At 39.2% G+C, this 20,297-nt stretch carries 18 protein-coding genes; 4 read left to right on the top strand and 14 right to left on the bottom strand.

What is annotated here, in order from left to right; translation table 11 throughout:
- Nucleotides 1–2,472: a TcfC E-set like domain-containing protein gene (locus tag F3D68_RS06890; protein WP_151193712.1), complete on the top strand. Its 2,472-nt coding sequence runs from the start codon at nt 1–3 to the stop codon at nt 2,470–2,472.
- Between the two features lie 4 nt (nt 2,473–2,476).
- Here F3D68_RS06890 and F3D68_RS06885 read toward each other — a convergent pair whose 3' ends face one another.
- Nucleotides 2,477–3,238: a hypothetical protein gene (locus F3D68_RS06885; RefSeq protein WP_151193711.1), complete on the bottom strand. Its 762-nt coding sequence runs from the start codon at nt 3,236–3,238 to the stop codon at nt 2,477–2,479.
- Nucleotides 3,239–3,400: 162 nt separating this feature from the next.
- Entirely contained in the window at nt 3,401–4,735 is a 1,335-nt protein-coding gene (locus F3D68_RS06880) for a chloride channel protein (RefSeq protein WP_151193710.1), read from the bottom strand.
- A 132-nt stretch (nt 4,736–4,867) separates the two neighbouring features.
- Here F3D68_RS06880 and F3D68_RS06875 point away from each other — a divergent pair, with 132 nt between their 5' ends.
- Complete coding sequence (locus F3D68_RS06875) at nt 4,868–5,158, top strand: YciI family protein (RefSeq protein ID WP_151193709.1); 291 nt, start codon at nt 4,868–4,870, stop codon at nt 5,156–5,158.
- Here the strand turns inward: F3D68_RS06875 and sufD are convergent.
- Genes sufD through F3D68_RS06855 form a run of 4 tightly spaced genes read right to left on the bottom strand, consistent with a single transcriptional unit; the run spans nt 5,155 to nt 9,141 of the window.
- Nucleotides 5,155–6,393 carry a Fe-S cluster assembly protein SufD gene (gene sufD / locus F3D68_RS06870; protein WP_191092740.1) on the bottom strand — a complete coding sequence of 413 codons (1,239 nt, stop codon included), beginning with the start codon at nt 6,391–6,393 and terminating at the stop codon, nt 5,155–5,157. The two genes, F3D68_RS06875 and sufD, sit on opposite strands and share 4 nt — an antisense overlap.
- Nucleotides 6,394–6,403: 10 nt before the next feature.
- Nucleotides 6,404–7,147 (bottom strand): Fe-S cluster assembly ATPase SufC, encoded by a 744-nt coding sequence (gene sufC / locus F3D68_RS06865; protein ID WP_117001204.1) that lies wholly within the window; start codon nt 7,145–7,147, stop codon nt 6,404–6,406.
- A 52-nt stretch (nt 7,148–7,199) separates the two neighbouring features.
- The gene (gene sufB / locus F3D68_RS06860; protein ID WP_151193707.1) at nt 7,200–8,642 is read right to left on the bottom strand and encodes a Fe-S cluster assembly protein SufB; all 1,443 of its coding nucleotides are present in this window, start codon (nt 8,640–8,642) and stop codon (nt 7,200–7,202) included.
- Between the two features lie 52 nt (nt 8,643–8,694).
- Complete coding sequence (locus F3D68_RS06855) at nt 8,695–9,141, bottom strand: SUF system Fe-S cluster assembly regulator (RefSeq protein ID WP_151193706.1); 447 nt, start codon at nt 9,139–9,141, stop codon at nt 8,695–8,697.
- Between the two features lie 419 nt (nt 9,142–9,560).
- On the opposite strand from F3D68_RS06855, the gene F3D68_RS06850 reads away from it, so the two are divergent.
- A complete protein-coding gene (locus F3D68_RS06850; RefSeq protein WP_151193705.1) occupies nt 9,561–10,811 on the top strand; it encodes an MFS transporter in 1,251 nt (416 codons plus the stop codon).
- Nucleotides 10,812–10,814: 3 nt separating this feature from the next.
- Here F3D68_RS06850 and F3D68_RS06845 read toward each other — a convergent pair whose 3' ends face one another.
- The 6 genes from F3D68_RS06845 to bioB all read right to left on the bottom strand — a co-directional run bounded on the left by F3D68_RS06845 (nt 10,815) and on the right by bioB (nt 16,769).
- Nucleotides 10,815–12,278 carry an amino acid permease gene (locus F3D68_RS06845; RefSeq protein ID WP_151193704.1) on the bottom strand — a complete coding sequence of 488 codons (1,464 nt, stop codon included), beginning with the start codon at nt 12,276–12,278 and terminating at the stop codon, nt 10,815–10,817.
- 252 nt (nt 12,279–12,530) lie between these two features.
- Nucleotides 12,531–13,193: a dethiobiotin synthase gene (gene bioD / locus F3D68_RS06840; RefSeq protein WP_151193703.1), complete on the bottom strand. Its 663-nt coding sequence runs from the start codon at nt 13,191–13,193 to the stop codon at nt 12,531–12,533.
- A gap of 25 nt (nt 13,194–13,218) precedes the next feature.
- Complete coding sequence (locus F3D68_RS06835) at nt 13,219–13,992, bottom strand: methyltransferase domain-containing protein (protein WP_151193702.1); 774 nt, start codon at nt 13,990–13,992, stop codon at nt 13,219–13,221.
- A complete protein-coding gene (locus F3D68_RS06830) occupies nt 13,986–14,654 on the bottom strand; it encodes a hypothetical protein (RefSeq protein WP_151193701.1) in 669 nt (222 codons plus the stop codon). The genes F3D68_RS06835 and F3D68_RS06830 overlap by 7 nt, the downstream gene beginning before the upstream one ends.
- Nucleotides 14,651–15,823, bottom strand: a complete 1,173-nt coding sequence (locus F3D68_RS06825) for an aminotransferase class I/II-fold pyridoxal phosphate-dependent enzyme (RefSeq protein ID WP_191092739.1) — start codon at nt 15,821–15,823, stop codon at nt 14,651–14,653. The genes F3D68_RS06830 and F3D68_RS06825 overlap by 4 nt, the downstream gene beginning before the upstream one ends.
- Complete coding sequence (gene bioB, locus F3D68_RS06820; protein WP_411955006.1) at nt 15,804–16,769, bottom strand: biotin synthase BioB; 966 nt, start codon at nt 16,767–16,769, stop codon at nt 15,804–15,806. Before bioB ends, F3D68_RS06825 begins: the two co-directional genes overlap by 20 nt.
- 120 nt (nt 16,770–16,889) lie before the next feature.
- On the opposite strand from bioB, the gene bioA reads away from it, so the two are divergent.
- Nucleotides 16,890–18,164: an adenosylmethionine--8-amino-7-oxononanoate transaminase gene (gene bioA / locus F3D68_RS06815; RefSeq protein ID WP_151193698.1), complete on the top strand. Its 1,275-nt coding sequence runs from the start codon at nt 16,890–16,892 to the stop codon at nt 18,162–18,164.
- 126 nt (nt 18,165–18,290) lie between these two features.
- On the opposite strand, the gene trpA is transcribed toward bioA, so the two are convergent.
- The gene (gene trpA / locus F3D68_RS06810) at nt 18,291–19,073 is read right to left on the bottom strand and encodes a tryptophan synthase subunit alpha (protein ID WP_151193697.1); all 783 of its coding nucleotides are present in this window, start codon (nt 19,071–19,073) and stop codon (nt 18,291–18,293) included.
- Nucleotides 19,066–20,247 (bottom strand): tryptophan synthase subunit beta, encoded by a 1,182-nt coding sequence (gene trpB, locus F3D68_RS06805; RefSeq protein WP_151193696.1) that lies wholly within the window; start codon nt 20,245–20,247, stop codon nt 19,066–19,068. Before trpB ends, trpA begins: the two co-directional genes overlap by 8 nt.
- Between the last annotated feature and the right edge of the window lie 50 nt (nt 20,248–20,297).

The following is a 20,297-nucleotide window of genomic DNA, read 5'->3' as shown; positions in this document are numbered from 1 at the left end:
ATGGCTACTTGTCATTCCTACTTCAGCAAGAAGAAAATAAAACGCCTTTCCATATATCTAAGTTTGTTGTTAAGTCACTGCTTACTTGTTGGTGTTATCCCAAAAATGGCTGCGGCATCCGATTTACCACCAGGTTTTGAGGATTTTATTGAAGATGATGAGACAAGTCTTGTAACCATAGTGTTTGGTAAGGAAAAATTAGTAGAAACAACCGCTACGTTTAATGATGATGAAATCACCTTTAATGAACCTGATCTTATTTTACAAAAACTTAAACCCTATATTGCAAAAACTGCCCAGCATTTGTTATTAGAAGAACTAGCAGCACCACAAAAAACCAATGCCGAACGTAATTGCAGCAATGGTGCTAATTGTGGCTTTATTCGCCCACAAACATTGGGTGTTATTTTTGATCGCAATAATTATCGCGCGCAACTTTTTATTAATCCCAAGTACCTTCTAGCACAAGACGCTGTTCCTGCCAAATTTCTACAAGACTCAACGGCAAGACTGGGTACACTTAATTTATTTCAACTTGGGCTATCAGGCAATAATGATCAAAACCACTCGATGGCTTTAAACCATAATGGCTACTTAAGTTATGGCAATTGGCATTTGGACTATAAGGATAATTTCACCTATTCCGTCACGCCAGGACAGCCACCTATTAAGCAGTTTCAGTTTCGTGATTTTGATCTAAATTGGCGCCATAAACAATATCATCTATCACTAGGCTTGCAAGATACCGTCGGCACGATGATCATTCCAAGCTTACAAATTGTCGGCGCTAGCGTGCAAACCAATCTTGAGCTTTTGACTAACTTAAATGAGCAAATTGCCACACCGGTTGAAGTTAATATCATTGTGCCTAGCTATGTCGATGTTTACCGTGGTAATACCTTAATTGATACCCAATACTTTCCACCAGGGAATCATTTTCTTGATACACGCAGCTTTCCATCAGGCGCTTATATGCTGCGCCTTGAGACACGTACATTGACCAATCAAACCTCTAATAAACAAGTTTATTTTATTAAAACAAATGCCCTGCCTCTTTTGACTTTACCTAATTACTATATTAGCTATGGACGTTTGGCTGAGCTTGTTTCTGGGACTATTTTTCCTACATTAACCGACCTTAATGTCCTAACTTTTGAAGCCAAACAGCGCTTAAGCAAGTCTTTTGGTATTGGTGAGCACGTAACAGTATTTAACCAACAAGAAGCCATTGGCGAATTTATGCTAATGATGGAGTTATCACATTTAAGCTTTTATAACTCATTTGCTGTGAGTAATTTTGGTGATTTAGGTCTTGCTTTCTCTGTTGCGGGTAATCTATCAGGCGTGACATTGAATACTTTCTTTCGACAAATCTGGGCCAAAGAAAATAGTAGTAGCTATATCAACCAGTATTTTGAAGACACTCAAACCAGTAACACGAACATCGGCACATCATTGTCCTTTAATTGGCATGATATTAACTTCACAACTTCATTAAGCTATGCCTATGTCGATAATAACTTCCAACATGATATTGGTTTTAGCATTGCTAAAACGTTGAGCTTTGGTGATAACAATAACTTAACACTTTCGTTATCTTTAGATCACTCAGCAAGCAACAAAAGCGCCTTCTTACAACTGACATGGAGCTTTGGTGCGCAAAATGGCTGGTATATGACAGCAGGTCTTGAAGGTCAAATAAGTCAACAAAGTGAAAAAGAAGTACAAAGAGAGGAAAACATTAAACTCAATATCGGTAAAGAGTTTACAGGTAGTGACTATCAAAATGATGTAGGGGTAAGTACTGAAGTCAATCACAACACGCAATACTACTCACAATATGCAAGTACTAGCAATCGTTATTTCAATTCATTACAACAGCTTAATTTGGCACAATCAAAACATGATAAATCTATCATTAGCTACAACATCCAGACATCAAGTTCACTTGCCTACACGCCAATGACCAACTGGGGAATCAGTGGTTCAGACAATCGCAGTGGCGCACTTATTTATGTTAACGCCGATATTCCTAGCAAATACACCATCTATGTTGATGGCAAAGAAAATGCCGTAATCGATAATAATGAAAGCTACTTTGTGCCAATGTCGGTATATAAAGAACATAACGTACAAGTTCAAGCACATGAAGTCACCTTAAGCGTTCCTCATAATGATCGTGATGTGATACTTTATCCAGGTAACGTTGAGACCATTGCACTTAACGCCAAACCTGCTGTTTTGATTATGGGCAACTTTGTTAATACACAAGGAGAAATACTGAGTTTTGCTAAAATAACGGGCGGATTAGAGCCCAGTGAAACCGATGGCGATGGCTTTGCCCAAATCGATGTTATACTCGGCAAGAAACTTATCCTTGAGACCAAAGAGGGACAAACCTGTACAGTCAATTCTAATGATTTAGAGGCAGAGGATGGCATAGCCTTCCAAGATGAAATTATCTGTGAGTAATCAACTATTTCTTATGCTTAAGCGCATCTCTTAATTGATCAAAGCTAATCATCGACTCATGATCAGTTTCTTTTCTAGCAATCAGCTCATTACCCTTATAGCCATAACCATAAAAGACTTCATAACTTACTGATAACCCAAGTTTTTCCAGTCGCTCACAAAAACTTTGCCAACGCGCTTTACCTGTCAAGGTTTTACGCATTTTAGTATCAGCTAAAGGCTCGTTCAGTGCGCGAATATCGGTGAGTAAAGTTTCGATTGTTTCATATTGAAGCTTTAACGTTTCGGCATCCATTACCACACTTTGATATTGTTCCTTTTTTAACACATCACCAATATCATGCATATCTAACATCTGATTGATATGCACCATCCCATCAATAAGCTGCCAAGCTTTTTTAATCTCTTGTAAACTGCTACTGCCAAAGCTTGTGAAAACTAAAACGCCTTGTGGTTTTAGCTGTTTATACCAATGCCGTAATTGAGTGTTGATATTTGCTACCTGCTGAATTTTACACTGTGAAATAATCACATCATAAGTTATCTCAGGATTAAGCGTGCGATGTATTGTTGCATTTGGGTATATTCTTTTAATCTCCGCTAAATGTGAATCCAGTCCTTCGACATAGACATATTGAGGGTTTAATTTAATAAAGCTTAATTTATCTAATAACCGCTCAGCAATTTCATTTTTTATGAAGCTATCATAAACAAAACGCTGCTCATACTGCTGATGTTTGTTTTGGAATAATGATTGATCAAACATATTTATTAAAACCTATAATAGTTACGTTTATTTTTCTAACTTACTGGAATTACTCACTTTTTCTATAATGCGTAACTCTGATAACTTAGGCTCTGCTGCGATTACGAAGCAGACATAGTAGTAGTCTTCAAAAAAATCGCAAAGTATATAACTTCAGTTAATCTATTTCTGCTCACGCAGCTTATCTAAATAGCGCAACGACAACACATGATAAATTGGCTCTTTACAGATCACACGTGAAGAAGCCGTACCTAACAATGCCGCTAGCATAATCGGCAACAACATCCCACTTGAGACATTTTGCGTCATCTCCGACACGATGATAAAACAAGTAATCGGGCTTTGTACCACACCTGAAAAGTAAGCCACTGTACCGATTAAGACAATTGCACTTGCATATTTTGGATCAAAAAAACCACTCATCATATGCCCAAAGCCTGCTCCTGCCGATAAGGATGGCGCGAAAATCCCCCCTGGAATACCACTAACAAATGACAGTAACGTTGCGATCATTTTCCACAAACCAAAGAAAATAGATACATGGACATCATGCCCATTTAACAAAGCAACTGCAGTCTCTTTACCACTGCCATAAATAATGCCACTCGTGCACACACCAATCACGGCAATCACAAAACCAATGCTTCCTGCAAATAATACAGGGTGCTTGCGAGCAATACCTACAACAGCTGCGGATACAAATAATAGCATCCGACTAAATAATCCACCTAAGAAACCACAAACAACAGCAACAATAATAAGCACGACCCAACCGCCACCTAAAATATCAAGCGTCGCTGAGCTCGCACCAAAGTAGGCGTAATTGCCCATGATCTCTAAGGATACAAAACCACACAATACCACGGTGGTAATCATCGTACCGGTAATACCTTTATCAAACGAGCCTGATAATTCTTCAATCGCAAAGACAACCCCTGCCAAAGGTGCATTAAATGCCGCAGCGATCCCAGCAGCTCCTCCTGCTAATAACAAACCTTTTTCCGTGTCTTCACGGTTAAATTTCTCTAATCGTCCTAAAAAGTGCATAACGGATGCACTTAATTGAATCGTCGGTCCCTCGCGACCAATCGATGCCCCACTTAAAAAACCTAATGCTGTTAATAAAAACTTACCCAGCGCAATACGCATTGATACTAATTTACTGCGTCGCTGCATATTCTTAACTTTGAGTGCTGTCATCACTTGAGGGATACCACTACCTTCAGCGCCATCAAAATAGGTTTTAAGTAAATAAATAATCACCATAAAGCCAATCGGCATGATAAACAAAGGCCAATAAGGATGATCCTGACTGAGTTCATTGAAGCTATCATTGAGATTGTCACAAAGATAAGCAAACAAAACGCAAATAAGCCCAACAAGAATCGCTCCACCCCAGAAGATCAAACGCCTTCGCCAAAGTGATAGAGACATAAGTTTGCGTGATTCAGTGAAAATCTTATCTTTTTTTAACGCTTTTAAATCAAAATACTTCATGAAAACTGTCTTTACCACTATAAGCAAAATTGCTGGTGCTATTTTACGCTTTAGTTTCTTGAAAAAAAAGTACAAACAGCTTAATAACTATGACAAAATTAACCACACTTCATGTTAACTCAAGTGAAATCAATGAAACAAACGCATATTATTACCATCACCTATACCGCATCTACTGATATGATTGATCAAGTTCGCCCAAGACATCGCTCATTTCTAGATCGTGGTTATGAACAAGGATTATTTATTGCCTCAGGACCTAATAGTTCACGCAACGGCGGTGTTATATTAGCCTCAGGCGACTTAGATGAAATCAAAGCGTTATTACAAGAAGATCCCTTTATCACCGAAAAAGTAGCAAGTTATAGTTACCATAGCTTTGATCCTGTTAAACATGCCGAAGCCTTTAAGGCGTTTATTTAAACTAAATGCTTGATATGCCCCTCAAGGCTATCAAGATAACTCTCAATCGTTGATTCATCACGATCAAGTAAAGTAATGAGCTCCTTGACAAAGCCTTCAATAAGCAAACTCGTTGCTTGATCTTTGTTAATCCCACGTGATTGCAGATAAAATAGCGCCTGTTGATCAAGCTGACCAATCGTTGCTCCATGACTACAAACGACATCATCAGAATAAATCTCAAGTTCAGGTTTGGTGTTGATCTCCGCAGTATTCGTTAGCTGAATATTGCGATTGTTTTGTAGCGCTTTGATGCTATTTAAGCCTTTAGCAACGTATGCTTTTGCATTAAAGGTTGCCGATGCCTTGCCACCAACGACACCACGAAACGCGACATCACTTTGCGTATTGGATGCATTGTGTTTGACATTAACGTGATAATCGACTTTTGCATTATGCGTCAAAGCGTAAATACCCTTTGCATTAAAAATAGCACCTTCAGTTTGCAAATCCACATCAAACTCAATGCGCTTGAGTGCTGCATAAGCCGCCATTTGAAATGTTTCATAATAGGCATTTTTGGCTATTGAGAGTTTTAGTTTATGCGTCACTAATAACTGCTCTAGACTTTTGTTTGCCAAAGCGTCATAGCGGCACTTGGCACCCTCTTTAACATCGACATTGCTGCAGATATTGGCGGCTGAATAAGTGTCGCCTAATGCAATAAAATTCTCACAAATCATACACTCCGCATATTCATCAATCACTAAGGTATGCTGATAATTAACCAACATTTTCTGGCTATTATCAGTATGCAAATACGTCATGATAATAGGCTTTGTCAAACGCGTATTTTTCTTAACCTGAATCGTCACACCGCCTAAATAAGAGGCAATGTTTAGATTAGACAGTGCATCACTACTCTCGCGCTGAGGTTGTAGCGACAAACTATCATTAATGATTACACCATCAATGTCATCAACATGAGCAAGCTGTCCATCAACAAAAACGATATTATGCATATCCGTATTTAAATTAATCATTGACAATGTTTCGTCAATATTTGTGTTCAACCCAAGCTTAACTTGGGTAATATCGTACTTTCGATACAAAGCAGTTAAATCGGTATAACGCCACTGTTCATTTTTTTTATTTGGAAAGCCTTGATCAACAAATGCTTGCCATGCATTTTCACGTTGTTTAATCGCCTCATCTGTCAGATTAAGCTTAGCAATCGGCTGTTCTAATTGCAGCATAGTGTGCTCCTTAGTCATTAATCCAAGCATAACCTTTATCTTCAAGCTCAAGTGCAAGCTCTCGACCACCTGATTTAACAATCTTGCCATCTGCCAAAACATGGACAAAATCAGGCGCGATATAGTTTAATAAACGCTGATAGTGAGTAATCACAATAAAGCCACGCTCACCATTGCGCATATGGTTCGCGCCCTTTGATACCACTTGCAACGCATCGATATCAAGACCTGAATCTGTCTCATCTAAAATACATACTTTAGGCTCAAGCATCATCATTTGCAGCATTTCATTACGCTTTTTCTCGCCACCAGAGAAGCCCTCATTAACACCGCGTTTCATATACTTTTGATCCATTTCAAGGATATCCATATTCGCACGCAGTTTTTTCATAAAGCTCATTGCATCAAGCTCACTTTGCCCTTTGGCTTTACGTGTACTATTGACGGCCGTTTTTAGAAATTGTGTGTTGCTAACGCCTGGGATCTCAACCGGATATTGAAAACTTAGAAACATCCCCGCATGCGCACGCTCTGAAGCATCCAAATCAAAGATATTCTGACCATTTAATAGCACTTCGCCTTCAGTCACTTCATAACCTGGTTTACCTGAAAGCACATTACCCAACGTACTTTTACCGGCACCATTTGGTCCCATAATCGCATGTACTTCACCAGGTTTAATCTCAAGGTTTATCCCCTTTAATAGTACTTTATCTTCAACCTTGGCATGTAAATTTTTAATCTCTAACAACATATCGTCACTTCGCTTTTTCTTTTTCTTTTTTACATTTACTTTTATCTTTACGCTAGCCTATTGCACCTTCTAAACTGACTTCCATCAATTTTTGTGCTTCAACCGCAAACTCAAGGGGTAGCTTTTTAAAGACATCTTTACAAAAACCATTAACTATCATCGCTACCGCATCTTCTTCTGACATACCTCGTTGGCGGCAATAAAAAAGCTGCTCATCCGAGATCTTTGATGTCGTTGCTTCATGTTCAATTTGTGCTGATTTTGATTTATTCTCAATATACGGATAAGTGTGTGCACCACACTCATGCCCAATAAGCAAAGAATCACATTGCGAGAAATTGCGCGCATTATCCGCCGTTGGCAACATGCGCACCAAGCCCCGATACGCGTTTTGCGCGCGTCCTGCGGAAATTCCTTTTGAAATGATCGTGCTCTTGGTATTTTTGCCCATATGAATCATTTTGGTACCGGTATCTGCTTGTTGCGCATGACGCGTTAATGCCACAGAGTAAAATTCACCCACACTATTATCCCCGCGCAAAATAACCGATGGATATTTCCACGTAATTGAGGAGCCTGTTTCCACTTGTGTCCATGAGATTTTTGCATTAGCGCCCATGCACACACCACGCTTGGTCACAAAGTTATAAATACCCCCTTTACCGTTTTTATCTCCGGGATACCAATTCTGCACAGTTGAGTATTTAATTTCAGCATCTTTTAATGCCACTAACTCAACTACTGCTGCATGCAACTGATTTTCATCACGCATCGGAGCGGTACAGCCCTCTAGATAACTGACATAACTGCCTTCATCAGCAATAATTAAGGTACGTTCAAATTGTCCCGTATTTGAGGCATTAATCCGAAAATAAGTTGATAACTCCATCGGGCAACGTACACCTTTGGGAATATATACAAATGAACCATCACTAAATACAGCAGAGTTTAATGCCGCAAAATAGTTATCCGTTTGTGGCACCACTGAGCCGATATATTTTTCAATAAGCTCAGGATATTTTTGTAATGCCTCTGAAATTGGGCAAAATATCACACCTGCTTCAGCAAGCTTTTCTTTAAAAGTAGTGACCACAGACACTGAGTCAAAAACAGCATCTACTGCAACACCCGCGAGCATTTCTTGCTCATGCAAGGGAATGCCTAGTTTGTTATACGTCTCAATTAACTCCGGATCAACCTCATCTAAGCTTTTTGGCTTATCAGCTGCCGATTTAGGCGCTGCATAGTAACTAATCGCTTGATAATCAATTGGCTCATAATCGACATGCGCCCAAGTTGGCTCTTTCATTTCTAGCCATTTGTGATAAGCCTGCAAGCGCCATTTAAGCATAAACTCAGGCTCATTCTTTCGCTTGGAAATCTGCCGAATAATATCTTCATCCAAGCCATTACGAAAACGCTCTTGTTCGATCTCAGTCACAAAGCCGTGCTTATATTCCTGATCAAGCATTTTATTTATTTTTTCATCCGTCATATCGCATGATCTCTTTACTGTTTTCTTTCTTAGTTTGATTCATATTACTTACTTAATTTATTTTACTTATTTTATTTGACTCACCTAATTCATCAGATGATGTATTCATTAACTCTAGTAACTTAAAGCCACTTAGTGTTTCGCGGACTTTTCTATTAATCACATGCCAATAGCCACCCATATGACAATCATTGACAGAACATGAGACAAATCCCGCGCTGCAACACTCAGTAAACGCAAGCGGTCCATCAATTGCCTCAACAATATCAAGTACTGAAATTTCACTCATATCACAAGCCAAAGCATAGCCACCTTCAGCACCACGTTTGGCAAGTAATACCCCCTTTAGACTCAAGAGCTTGAGTACTTTACGCACGGTCGGTAAATTAAGCCCCGTAAGACTAATAAGATCAGTGGCACTGTATAATCCTTGCGGATTCTGCGCAAATTTGAGCACGATCATCACCGCATAATCAGCAAGTTTACTGACTTTCAACATCAAAATAGTACTGGCTTGGTATCATATGCGCAAAGGGTAATGGGTTTTAACGTTTGTGTCAACGGATTAAAAGTTGGTTTTCCTTTAATTGCAGCGATAATCATAGATACAAAAAACATTTTGCATTTTGTTTTTTTCAAGGTAGTCTATCTTTCTAGTCAATGATCTTTCGGGCAAGAAAAACTTAAATGCAGCACAATAAATATCTAAACACACAGTTATCTAGCTTAAATGGCTGTGCTGCTATTTCCATGACTATTTGCTGTTGTTGTCGATGTATTAAGCCTAATTAGGATTTGCGGCTCTTCTACTTAATCTCTTGTTAGCCACGTGCCAGCTTATCTTTAATTAGGCATCTTAATCTTTTTAATCTTTGATATTTTAAGCGTATAAACATAAACAATGAACAGGATAACCTTATGTTTAAATCAGTACTTTTATTTATTTTAGCGGCACTGTTTCTCTTTTTTGAAATGGCACTTCAAGTATCACCTGGCATTATGACCGAAAACCTTATGAACAGTCTGCATATCGATATATTCTGGCTTGGCGTGACCTCTGGTGCTTATTTTATTACCTATACTTTAATGCAGATTCCAGCAGGTCTTATTTATGATCGCTTCTCTGCACGCAATGTGATTATGTTACCACTTTTGATTTGTGTCATTGGTGGGTTTCTGTTTGGACTTGCGCCAAACTTTTACCTTGCGGCTTGTGCGCGTATTTTTATGGGCTTTGGCTCCGCTTTCGCCTTTATTGGCGTGCTTGTCGTTGCCAGTCATGTTTTTAGTAAACGCTATTTCACCTTAATCGCAGGCATCACCCAGATGCTTGCAGCATTAGGTGCCATGTGTGGCGCATTACCGCTTATTCCACTCATTGATCACTTTGGCTGGCGTGCAACGATGATGATTATTAGCAGCTTTGGTCTGATTCTCTTGATTATCATGTTTTTCTATCTAAAGCTCCCTAATAAACACCTAACAACGAAACCTGTGACAAGTTCATGGCTTGCTTTTAAGTCTGTTGCTCACCAATCTCAAACGTGGATGATCGCAATCTATGCTTGTTTACTATGGATGCCAATGGCAGTTGTTGCCTCACTTTATGGCATCCCTTTTGTTGAGCAATACTTTAACGTTCCTTTTTCAGTCGCTGCAACCATTGTCACTTTTATGTGGATTGGTATTGCCGTTGGCAGTCCTTTGTTTGGTTTTCTTGCCGATAAAACAGAACATATCAAACGCGTGCTTGTACTTTGTGCAGTAATTGGCACTGTCGCTTTTGGGTTTATTACACTAGCGCCAATTAATAGCGTCACAGTTCTTGTTATATTATTTTTTGCTGCAGGTGCTGCATGTGCGGGACAGGCGTTAAGCTTTTCTTTGGTTTCACGCAATAATAAGTTAGAGCATCGCGCCACTGCCATTGGCTTTAATAATATGGCGGTTGTTATTTCAGGTTTTATTTTCCAGCCATTTGTTGGCTATGTTATCCGAGAAAGTCAGTCACAACCTACAACAAACTACCTATATAATGGATCAAGTTACCATAATGGTATGATTATCGTGTTATTTGGTTATTTGATTGCTAGCATAGCCGTTATTTTCTTGATTAAAGTACCACATAGTAATAGTAGTAATAACGATATAGCTATGCTAAAAGCTTAGAATTTAAAACGCACTTTGATGTGCTTCTTTATGGAAGAAATCAATATCTGATGTTGCTGAGCGCTCAAACTTGGTACGTTTACGCCATTTATAACCAAGATATAAAATAACAAACAAAATCACGCCACTATACGTTGCGAAGAAAGCTCCCCATGTTGCGGTACCTGATAGCATTTGTTCTACTTGCGCACCAAACATCATCACAATTAAAGCGATAATCGAAATAATGGGTCCATATGGATAGAATTTTGATTTATAAACCAAATCATCAAGCGATCTGCCTTGTTTGATATATGCTCGACGAAAACGCAAATGGCTAATCGAAATACTCAACCAACCGATATATCCAGACAAGCTGATTAAATTCACTAACCAGTTGAAAATTGCGCCATTACCGATAAAAGAGGCTAAGAAAAATGTCGCGCCCAAGATCGATGTCACTAATACACCAATCACGGGCACGCCACGACGATTCGTTTTAGATAAGACTTTAGGCGCTTGTTTTGATTTAGATAAATACCATAATGTACGTGATGAGGTATAAATACATGAGTTTGCCGCCGATAATACTGCGGTAACTAATACGATATTAACGAGCGTTGCGGCATAGGTGAATCCTGTACTTTGAAACACCATGGTAAAAGGACTCATGGCAACATTAGATTCAGGGTTTGCTAACCAAGTTGCCGTATATGGCACCAAAAAGCCAATAACGCCTAATGCACAAACATAGAACAAGGTTAAACGCCAAAATGTACTACGAATGGCTTTAGGTATCGCCTTTCTTGGGTCTTTTGCCTCGCCTGCAGCAACACCGACAATTTCTGTCCCTTGGAATGAATAACCAGCAATTAAAAACACACCCAGTATCGTAAATATTCCACCATTAAATGGTGCATTTGCAATATGCCAGTTACTAAAGCCAACGGCATGACCATTCTCACTAATGCCAAAAATAGCCAACACACCAACCAAAATAAAAATGATAACAAATGATACCTTTATAAAGGATAGCCAATATTCTGACTCACCGTACATCGATACTGAGAACAAATTTATAGCAAGGATAATGACAAAGAAAATCGCACTCCACATCACCACAGGGGTATCCGGAAACCAAAATTGCATCAACAGTCCAGCACCCAGCAAATCCGCAGAGATTGTCATCGCCCAGTTAAACCAATAATTCCACCCCATGGCAAAACCAAGTGCTGGATCCACAAACTTCTCTGAATATTTGTTAAAAGAACCTGTACATGGCGCGTATGTTGACATCTCACCTAGGCTAGTCATTAGCATATAAACCACGATTGCAACGAGTGCATAACCAATCAATGCGCCAGCCGGACCTGCCTGTGAAATGGCTGAACCACTGGCAAGAAACAATCCCGTGCCGATAGTACCACCTAACGCAATCATCGTTAAATGACGTGTTTTTAAATCACGTTTTAATTTAGTTGATTTCATACCTTCCCCTTTTTAATGTAACACACTCAAATTTAAGTGTACTTGATAACATTCGTTAAAATCCTATTAATCAATCCTCACAGTAATTTACCGAAAAAAATGAGCATGTGCGACAAAAATTTCTGACAAATGTTATAAAAGTTATATAAAAATGATAAATCATCTAAACAGAAGGAAATAAACCAACAACAGCCAAAATGGCACAAATTTCATCATTTAATCAGATTGCTAGCACCCAAACATGTTATCAAGTTACACATTAAATTGGATGTCAGTTATTTTTGGCGAGTCCAACATCGCTTCCAATGTCAGAATATTTTCTTGCAAAACAGGCATATCAGGATTAATGCAATTAGCAATCCAACCGATACAGGGTATTTGTTGCTGTTTAAGATAGTGTTCAGTTAACAAAGCATGATTAATACAACCAAGCTTCATGCCGACAACCAAAAGCACTGGAATATCTAAAGCCTTTAAATAGTCCGCCCATGTTTCATTGAAATTTAATGGCGTTAATAAGCCGCCTGCGCCTTCAATAAAAGTGATATCACTGTTAATTTGCGTCAAAGAATGCTTGGTTTGCGCAACAAGTTTTTCAACAGTTAATGATTTATTTGCCTGTTCTGCGGCAATATGCGGGGCAATGGCAGGTTCATAAATGTTAGGGTTTATTACTTCATAGGAAAGTGGTGCAGAAGATGCCTCTTGTAAAGCCAATGCATCCTCATTAACTAAGTGAGCATCTTTGATAAAGGCGCCTGATGCCATTGGCTTTAATCCCGCGACTGTTAAGCCCTGCCTTTTTAATTGATTCATTAAATAAACACAGACATAAGTTTTACCGACTTCGGTATCTGTGCCAATAATGGCGACTTTCTTATGTTTTGTTAATTTTGTTAATGAAGATATATTCATTTGTTTTCCTTATTCTTTTCATGAATTACCCCTTTGTAATAACATATAACCCAATCTCATAACTTAACGTTGTCATTTGATCATTATCATCACGCAAATATCGCCAAAGCGATTTCATCTCTGACTTCTCACAGCCTAAATAACTATTTACACCTGTGCTTTTTAAATGCTTAAGCTGAGCAACCCTATTCACAAACTTTAATTGAATGCTTTGCTCATCGATACTTAGACACTGCCAATTAAGCGATTTAAACAACGATTTCATTTGGTGATGTGTTATAAACTTGTTAATACGCACAACTTTCTTGAGTTCATCAAAAGTACCACTCAATGGAATCGAAAAGGCAAATATATCATTTACAGCTAATACTTGATCAATGTATTTGAATAATCTTTGTAAGCAATAAGACCACTGTAGCGCCATATTACTATAGATAACATCATATTTTTTCTGCGGTAATGCTTGCCAGAAAAGTGATTGATTAAAATCACCTTGTATAAAGTTAAAGCTACACCTTGACATGAACGAGCTATCAACTGCCATATCCCTTGCTCTATCAATTAGAGCATCTGCAATATCAACCGCATCATAAGTCAATGGCATAAGTTGTTTTGCGATATCAATACTGGCAACACCATCCCCACAACCTAACTCTAATATATGCTGTATATTTTTATATTGCTCAAGGTGCTTAAACACCATGTTTTTTAAATTTTCATCCACCTTGCGTTGCACTTGATCATGTTGATGATAACTATCTTTAGCGGCACTAAAGCTTATGCGCGGTGATTTTACCATGCGCTCACCTCACTCCTAGCAAGACGCAATAGGCCTAGGTGACTTTGATTCTTTGTGAGCTCGCTATTAAGTAACTTTGCCAAAGATAGACCATCAACAATCGCATCATTTTCTGCCAGAAATATATTAACACCCGTTTTTTCACACAAAGCAATGACATCTATTATTGGCATTATTTCAGTAAAGGCAAACATCCACTTTAAGTAGTTTAATTGACTATGATGCTCTCCAGCATCTGCCAATAAGCAATATGACTCTAGATCTTTAAACTTATCAACCTCTGGAAAAGCAACAAGCTTTAAAAATTTCTGTGACAGTTTATAGGGGTTTAATTCATATTGCCGTATAAAGGCTTGTTTTTTCTCATCACTGGCAAATTGCCATAACAACGGCAAACCATAACAATAAATGCTTTTATTTTTGATATCTAATTTATTTTGTTGAATGAGTTTCAAAACCCATAAGCCACTATGTGACCATGCATGAACAACTTCAGCTTTGGCTAATTTCCTTGATAAATACTGTAATACTTGTTGTTCATTTATGTTTTCAAAAAAAGGCATATCTACGCATTGATGAGCAGATATTTCAGGGTGAAACATTTGCCAAAGACTTGCCTTAAAGCCCCAGCCTGATAAAAACACATAATTTTGAATACTCATAACACACATACCAATTGATCTAATAATGCTGTAATATCTCCTGTATCATGCAAGGCAGTGAGCGATATGCGTAGTCGTGCACTATGCTCAGGCACTGTTGGTGGACGAATACAAGAAACATAAAAGCCTTTATCTTTAAGCATACTTTGTATGTTTTGCGTTTGTTGGTTATCTCCAATGATAATGCTGCGAATTGGCGTTAAATCGTAAGACACAACATGAAGACCCAGCTTCTGTGCATATTGGTTAAAAAAGGCAATATTTTCAAACAACTTGTCACGCAAACAATCCCCCTCCATGACTAGTTTTAAACTCGCATTTAAAGCCGCAACAACCGGAATGGCAAGTGCCGTGCTATAGATATAACTACGCGCTGTTTGTATCAATAGCTCAATAAACTCCTCACTGGCACACACCAATGCACCCATAGCACCCAATGCTTTGCCGCATGGCACGATCATGACAGGCACATCTTCAAAAGTGAAACCCGCATGACTTACCGCACCTCTGCCTGATTGACCTAACACACCAAAGCCATGCGCATCATCAACAATAAGTTTAGCAAGACCCACATTGGCAAGTCTTTCTAAAGGCGAGATATCACCATCCATACTAAAAACACCTTCAGTGATGACATACTTAGCTTCTGGATGTTTTTTCAAAATGGTGCGCAAACTATCAGTATTTTGGTGCGGATAACGCTTAAGCTTGGCACCTGATAAGGCAATACCATCTAATATAGAAGCATGAACTAATTTATCTGCAACCACTGTCTGAACATTTTTCTCTTTTTTTGCCTTTCCTGCCAATAAACTCATTACCGCTAAATTGGCATGGTAACCTGAGTTAAATAGCAACGCGCGAGGATAGCCGACAAATGCTGCTATATCATGTTCTAACGCCTCAATGAGATAATGACTTCCTGAAACAATGGCTGATGATGTGCTACCTACACCATAATGCTCAATGGCTTGCTGCACCTGTTTTTTAACCTCAACATGCTGTGATAATCCTAAATAATCATTACCACTAAAGTTGATCAATGCATGCTCATCAATATGAATAAATTTATTCTGTATTTGGGTAAATACGCGTTGCCGATAACGCCCATTTTGTTTAATTGCCGTTAAATCGTCATCATAGCGCTCATCATTCGCTAACAAGCTCATGATGCTCCTCATTGTTTTTTGTTACTTTAAAGCCAAGTGTATTGAGAAGCTTCAGATCATGATTCTCTGAAGGGTTCGCGGCAGTTAAAAGCTTATCACCATAAAAGATAGAGTTTGCTCCGGCTAAAAAGGCTAAAGCTTGCATTTCATCACTCATTTGTGAGCGACCTGCTGAGAGCCTGATTTTTGAGCTTGGCATTAAGATTCTTGCCACAGCAATCGTGCGCACAAAATCAAAGCTATCAACATCTGCTTTTTTTAGTTTATTGCCAAGTGGTGTACCAAGCACTGGAATCAATTGATTAATTGGCACGCTTGCCGGTGGTGTTTTTAAATTTGCTAATGTTACCAACATCTGTAAACGATCATCAATCGTCTCACCCATCCCAAGAATGCCACCACAACAGACTTTCATACCAGCATTTGATACTTCTTCTAGGGTATCTAAACGCGATTGGTAATCTCTCGTGCTAATAATCTCTTTATAGAACTCCTCTGAGGTGTCCAAATTATGATTGTAATAATCAAGACCTGCATCGGCTAATTCTGTGGCTTGTGCTTTGGATAACATTCCCAAAGTCATACAAGTCTCTAATCCCAGTGACTTAACGGATTGAATGATTTCAAGTAACTGTGGCATCGCTTTCTCTGGAGGGTTGCGCCACGCAGCCCCCATACAAAAGCGCTTAGCGCCAAGATCTTTGGCTCTTTGGGCTTGTGATACAATACTCTTTACATCCATTAACTTTTCTTTTTGAACGCCCGCATTATAATGCCCGCTTTGCGGACAGTATTTACAATCTTCAGGACAACTGCCTGTTTTAATGCTTAGCAGCACACAGAGCTCAATTTCATCAGCAAAATTCTCGCGATGTACCGTTTGTGCTCTAAATAGCAATTCATTAAATGGTTTGTTATATAAGCTTTGTGCATAATTTAAATCAATAATTGGCATTATTTTTATCCTTTATCCTTTTTTTTCACATTGCGATACTTTTACATCGACAACAATCTAGATATACTTGCCGCTTTAGTCAACTTATAATTTTATCAAGGTTTACAAAAAATGTATTCGACCAATCTTTGGCACCCTTGCTCACAAATGAAGGATTATGAAACCTTCTCACCACTTAATATTACCAAGGCCAGCGGCAGCTTTATTTATCATAATGACGAAGCGATTATTGATGCGATCTCAAGCTGGTGGTGTAAGTCTTTAGGGCATAGCCATCCACATTTACAAAAAGCCTTAATACAGCAACTAGGCTCACTTGAGCATACGATTTTAGCAAATACCACCAATACAACCATTGAAGACTTAACACAAAAGCTCTGCCAGCTCACCCACACTGATAAAGCACTTTTTGCCAGTGACGGCTCTTGTGCTGTTGAAATTGCAATTAAAATGAGTGTTCATGCACGTGTTATCAAAGGACAGACAAACAAAACGCATTTTGCCGCACTGCAAAATGGATATCATGGTGAAACCTGTGCCACCTTAAGTGTGAGTGATCTAGGGTTATACAAAGCGGCTTATCAATCCTTATTATTTGATTGTACTTTCTTACAAGAGATTCCTTATGTTACTGGTATTAACGACCCGTTTTGGCATGATGCGCAAAGTGCTTGGCAAAAATCACAGATGCAATTAGAAGCGATTAAAGATAAGCTAAATGCCGTGATTATTGAGCCCTTGATTCAAGGCGCTGGTGGCATGCTGATTTATAGCAAAGACTATCTAGAAAGACTAGCTAAGTGGTGTAAAGAGAATGATGTTTATTTAATTGCCGATGAGATTATGACTGGCATTGGACGCACGGGAAAAATGCTCGCTTGTGAGCATGCTGATATTACACCTGATTTTATTTGTTTATCCAAAGGCATTACTTCAGGCATGCTACCCTTAAGTATCTGCTTAACACATAATAATATTTATGCGCTTTTTTATGATGATTATGCAACACAGAAAGCCTTTATGCACTCGCATACCCATAGTGGTAACACATTGGCCTCTAGAGTTGCTTTAGAAACACTCACTATTTTTGAGCGTGAGCGTATACTTGATTATGTTAATAAAACATTGGCGCCAACGATGCATAATATCATGCTAGAAATCGCTCAAAGCACCCAGAAACTGCATAATGTTCGCAGCCTTGGTGGCGTTGTCGCTGCTGATCTAAAAACCACTGAGCCACGCGCTGGTTACAAACTATATCAACGAGCGATTGAAAAAGGCGCACTAATGCGTCCATTAGGAAATACTATTTATTGGTTGCCACCACTGAATACTGATATAAAAACGATAAATAAGCTAGGGGAAATATTGCTCGAGCTATTATAAAGCATCAATGTATAACAGTTGGCTTAAGCGTCAGTCGAAGCCATTACCCTCTCTTCTTTCCTCCCCTTCGACTTCGCTCAGGGAGCGGCATTCGTTGGCTGAGCGTTAGTCAAAGCCATTTATCAATTACTTCAACACCTTGATAAAGCGGCGTATTTTTTCGGCTGCTATCTTTGTATCATCTAAGTGTTGCTCTATTAATGAGGTAAAGTAACTACCAACAATCGCCGCATTACCACCGGCTTGCCATACTGCGTGAACATGTTCAGGTTTTGAAATACCAAAACCAACTACCATGGGTTGATCAATCAACGCTCTTACATGCTTGATTCGTGCGATGGTTTGAGGAGCAATCTCACTTTTAGCACCGGTTGTACCAAAGCCACTTAACACATAATTAAATGCACTACTATGACTGGCTAATTGCTTGACACGCTCATCGGATGAGTTTGGGGCAACCATTTGTACCGCACCAATATTATATTTCTTAAGTAAGGTCTCATGTTCTTTTGACTCTTCTAACGGTAAATCGGCACAGACCACACCATCGATGCCAACACTTTGCAGCTTTTGATAAGCGCTTTCACCTTGCTTAAATAAAAGGTTATAGTAAATCAGTAAGCCAATTGCGATATCTGGATATTTTTGGCGAATAATACTTAGCATCTCAATACAGCGATCAAACGTCATACCTGATTTTAATGCTCGCTCCATTGATCGCTGATTGGTTGGACCATCGGCAATCGGATCAGAAAAGGGGAAGCCAAGCTCGATCGCTTCAACACCACTATCAATTGCTGCAGATATGATATGTAAGCTTTCATCAAAATTCGGATCACCCAAAGTGAAAAATGGCATAAATACCTTTTTATCGTGATCTTTAAATAATTTGTCAAATCGATTACTCATCGGAAAGTCCTTTATATCTAAAATAACTTTGTAAATCTTTGTCACCCCGCCCAGATAAGTTGACCAAAATGGTTTTACCCTTTAATTGTGACTGCGCCAATTGAAACGCCAATGCTAATGCATGCGCTGATTCAAAAGCTGGAATAATACCTTCTTTTTTTGATAACTCTTCAAATGCCGCAATTGCCTCATCATCAGTGATGGTAAGATAACTCACGCGTTTGCTCTCTTGCAAATAAACATGCTCAGGTCCAATGCCAGGATAGTCTAGTCCGGCTGAGATCGAATATGGCTCTTTGATCTGCCCATCTTTATCTTGTAAGAACAGTGATTGCATCCCGTGAAACACACCTATTTCACCTTTGTTCATCGTTGCCGCATGCTCTCCAGTCTCAAGCCCTTTGCCAGCGGGCTCTGCGCCATAAATAGCCACCCTCTCATCACGCAAAAAGCCACTGAATATGCCAATCGCATTACTACCCCCACCAACACAAGCAATAACCGCATCAGGTAAAGCATGGGTTAATTTAAGCATTTGCGCACGCGCCTCTTTACCAATAACCTCTTGGAAATAGCGCACTAACGCCGGAAATGGATGTGGTCCTGCCGCAGTGCCAAAGCAGTAATAGGTATCCTCGGCATTGGTAATCCAATCACGCATGGCATCATTGATCGCATCTTTCAATGTCGCGCTTCCCGATGATACGCTGTGAACCTTAGCACCAAATAATTTCATGCGCTCAACATTAGGCTTTTGTCGGGCGATATCTACAGCCCCCATATAGATCTCAACTTGAAGTCCAAGCATCGCTCCAGTCATCGCGGTTGCCACGCCATGCTGACCGGCACCCGTTTCAGCAATCACGCGCTTTTTACCAAGGTATTTGGCCAAGAGCATCTGACCAATGGTGTTATTGGTTTTATGCGCACCGCCATGCAGTAAATCCTCGCGCTTAAGATAAATATCAGCGCCATATTTATTCGATAAGTTCTGTATATAGGTAATTGGTGTTTCGCGTCCTGCGTAGTCTTTTAATAGACGTTTAAATTCTAATTGAAAAGATTCATCTTGTTGAATGGCGATAAAGCCTCTCTCAATCTCTGTCAAAATCGGCATCAAGCTCTCAGGCGCATAACAGCCCCCAAACTGACCATAGCGTGTATTTAATTGCATAAAATGACACTTAAGTTAAGCATAAGTTTGGCTAAGATAACATGCTTTTT

Origin of the sequence: Cysteiniphilum sp. JM-1 (assembly GCF_008711525.1) — a bacterium.
Lineage (GTDB): Bacteria > Pseudomonadota > Gammaproteobacteria > Francisellales > Francisellaceae > Caedibacter.
Note: the sequence above shows the minus strand (reverse complement) of the source record. Positions and strands in the feature narration are given on the sequence as shown.

Excerpts from the sequence above, each read along its gene's own strand:
- F3D68_RS06890 (WP_151193712.1), top strand. The coding sequence starts at position 1 with ATGGCTACTTGTCATTCCTACTTCAGCAAGAAGAAAATAAAACGCCTT.
- F3D68_RS06885 (WP_151193711.1), bottom strand. The coding sequence starts at position 3,238 with ATGTTTGATCAATCATTATTCCAAAACAAACATCAGCAGTATGAGCAG.
- F3D68_RS06880 (WP_151193710.1), bottom strand. The coding sequence starts at position 4,735 with ATGAAGTATTTTGATTTAAAAGCGTTAAAAAAAGATAAGATTTTCACT.
- F3D68_RS06875 (WP_151193709.1), top strand. The coding sequence starts at position 4,868 with ATGAAACAAACGCATATTATTACCATCACCTATACCGCATCTACTGAT.
- sufD (WP_191092740.1), bottom strand. The coding sequence starts at position 6,393 with ATGCTGCAATTAGAACAGCCGATTGCTAAGCTTAATCTGACAGATGAG.
- sufC (WP_117001204.1), bottom strand. The coding sequence starts at position 7,147 with ATGTTGTTAGAGATTAAAAATTTACATGCCAAGGTTGAAGATAAAGTA.
- sufB (WP_151193707.1), bottom strand. The coding sequence starts at position 8,642 with ATGACGGATGAAAAAATAAATAAAATGCTTGATCAGGAATATAAGCAC.
- F3D68_RS06855 (WP_151193706.1), bottom strand. The coding sequence starts at position 9,141 with ATGTTGAAAGTCAGTAAACTTGCTGATTATGCGGTGATGATCGTGCTC.
- F3D68_RS06850 (WP_151193705.1), top strand. The coding sequence starts at position 9,561 with ATGTTTAAATCAGTACTTTTATTTATTTTAGCGGCACTGTTTCTCTTT.
- F3D68_RS06845 (WP_151193704.1), bottom strand. The coding sequence starts at position 12,278 with ATGAAATCAACTAAATTAAAACGTGATTTAAAAACACGTCATTTAACG.
- bioD (WP_151193703.1), bottom strand. The coding sequence starts at position 13,193 with ATGAATATATCTTCATTAACAAAATTAACAAAACATAAGAAAGTCGCC.
- F3D68_RS06835 (WP_151193702.1), bottom strand. The coding sequence starts at position 13,992 with ATGGTAAAATCACCGCGCATAAGCTTTAGTGCCGCTAAAGATAGTTAT.
- F3D68_RS06830 (WP_151193701.1), bottom strand. The coding sequence starts at position 14,654 with ATGAGTATTCAAAATTATGTGTTTTTATCAGGCTGGGGCTTTAAGGCA.
- F3D68_RS06825 (WP_191092739.1), bottom strand. The coding sequence starts at position 15,823 with ATGAGCTTGTTAGCGAATGATGAGCGCTATGATGACGATTTAACGGCA.
- bioA (WP_151193698.1), top strand. The coding sequence starts at position 16,890 with ATGTATTCGACCAATCTTTGGCACCCTTGCTCACAAATGAAGGATTAT.
- trpA (WP_151193697.1), bottom strand. The coding sequence starts at position 19,073 with ATGAGTAATCGATTTGACAAATTATTTAAAGATCACGATAAAAAGGTA.
- trpB (WP_151193696.1), bottom strand. The coding sequence starts at position 20,247 with ATGCAATTAAATACACGCTATGGTCAGTTTGGGGGCTGTTATGCGCCT.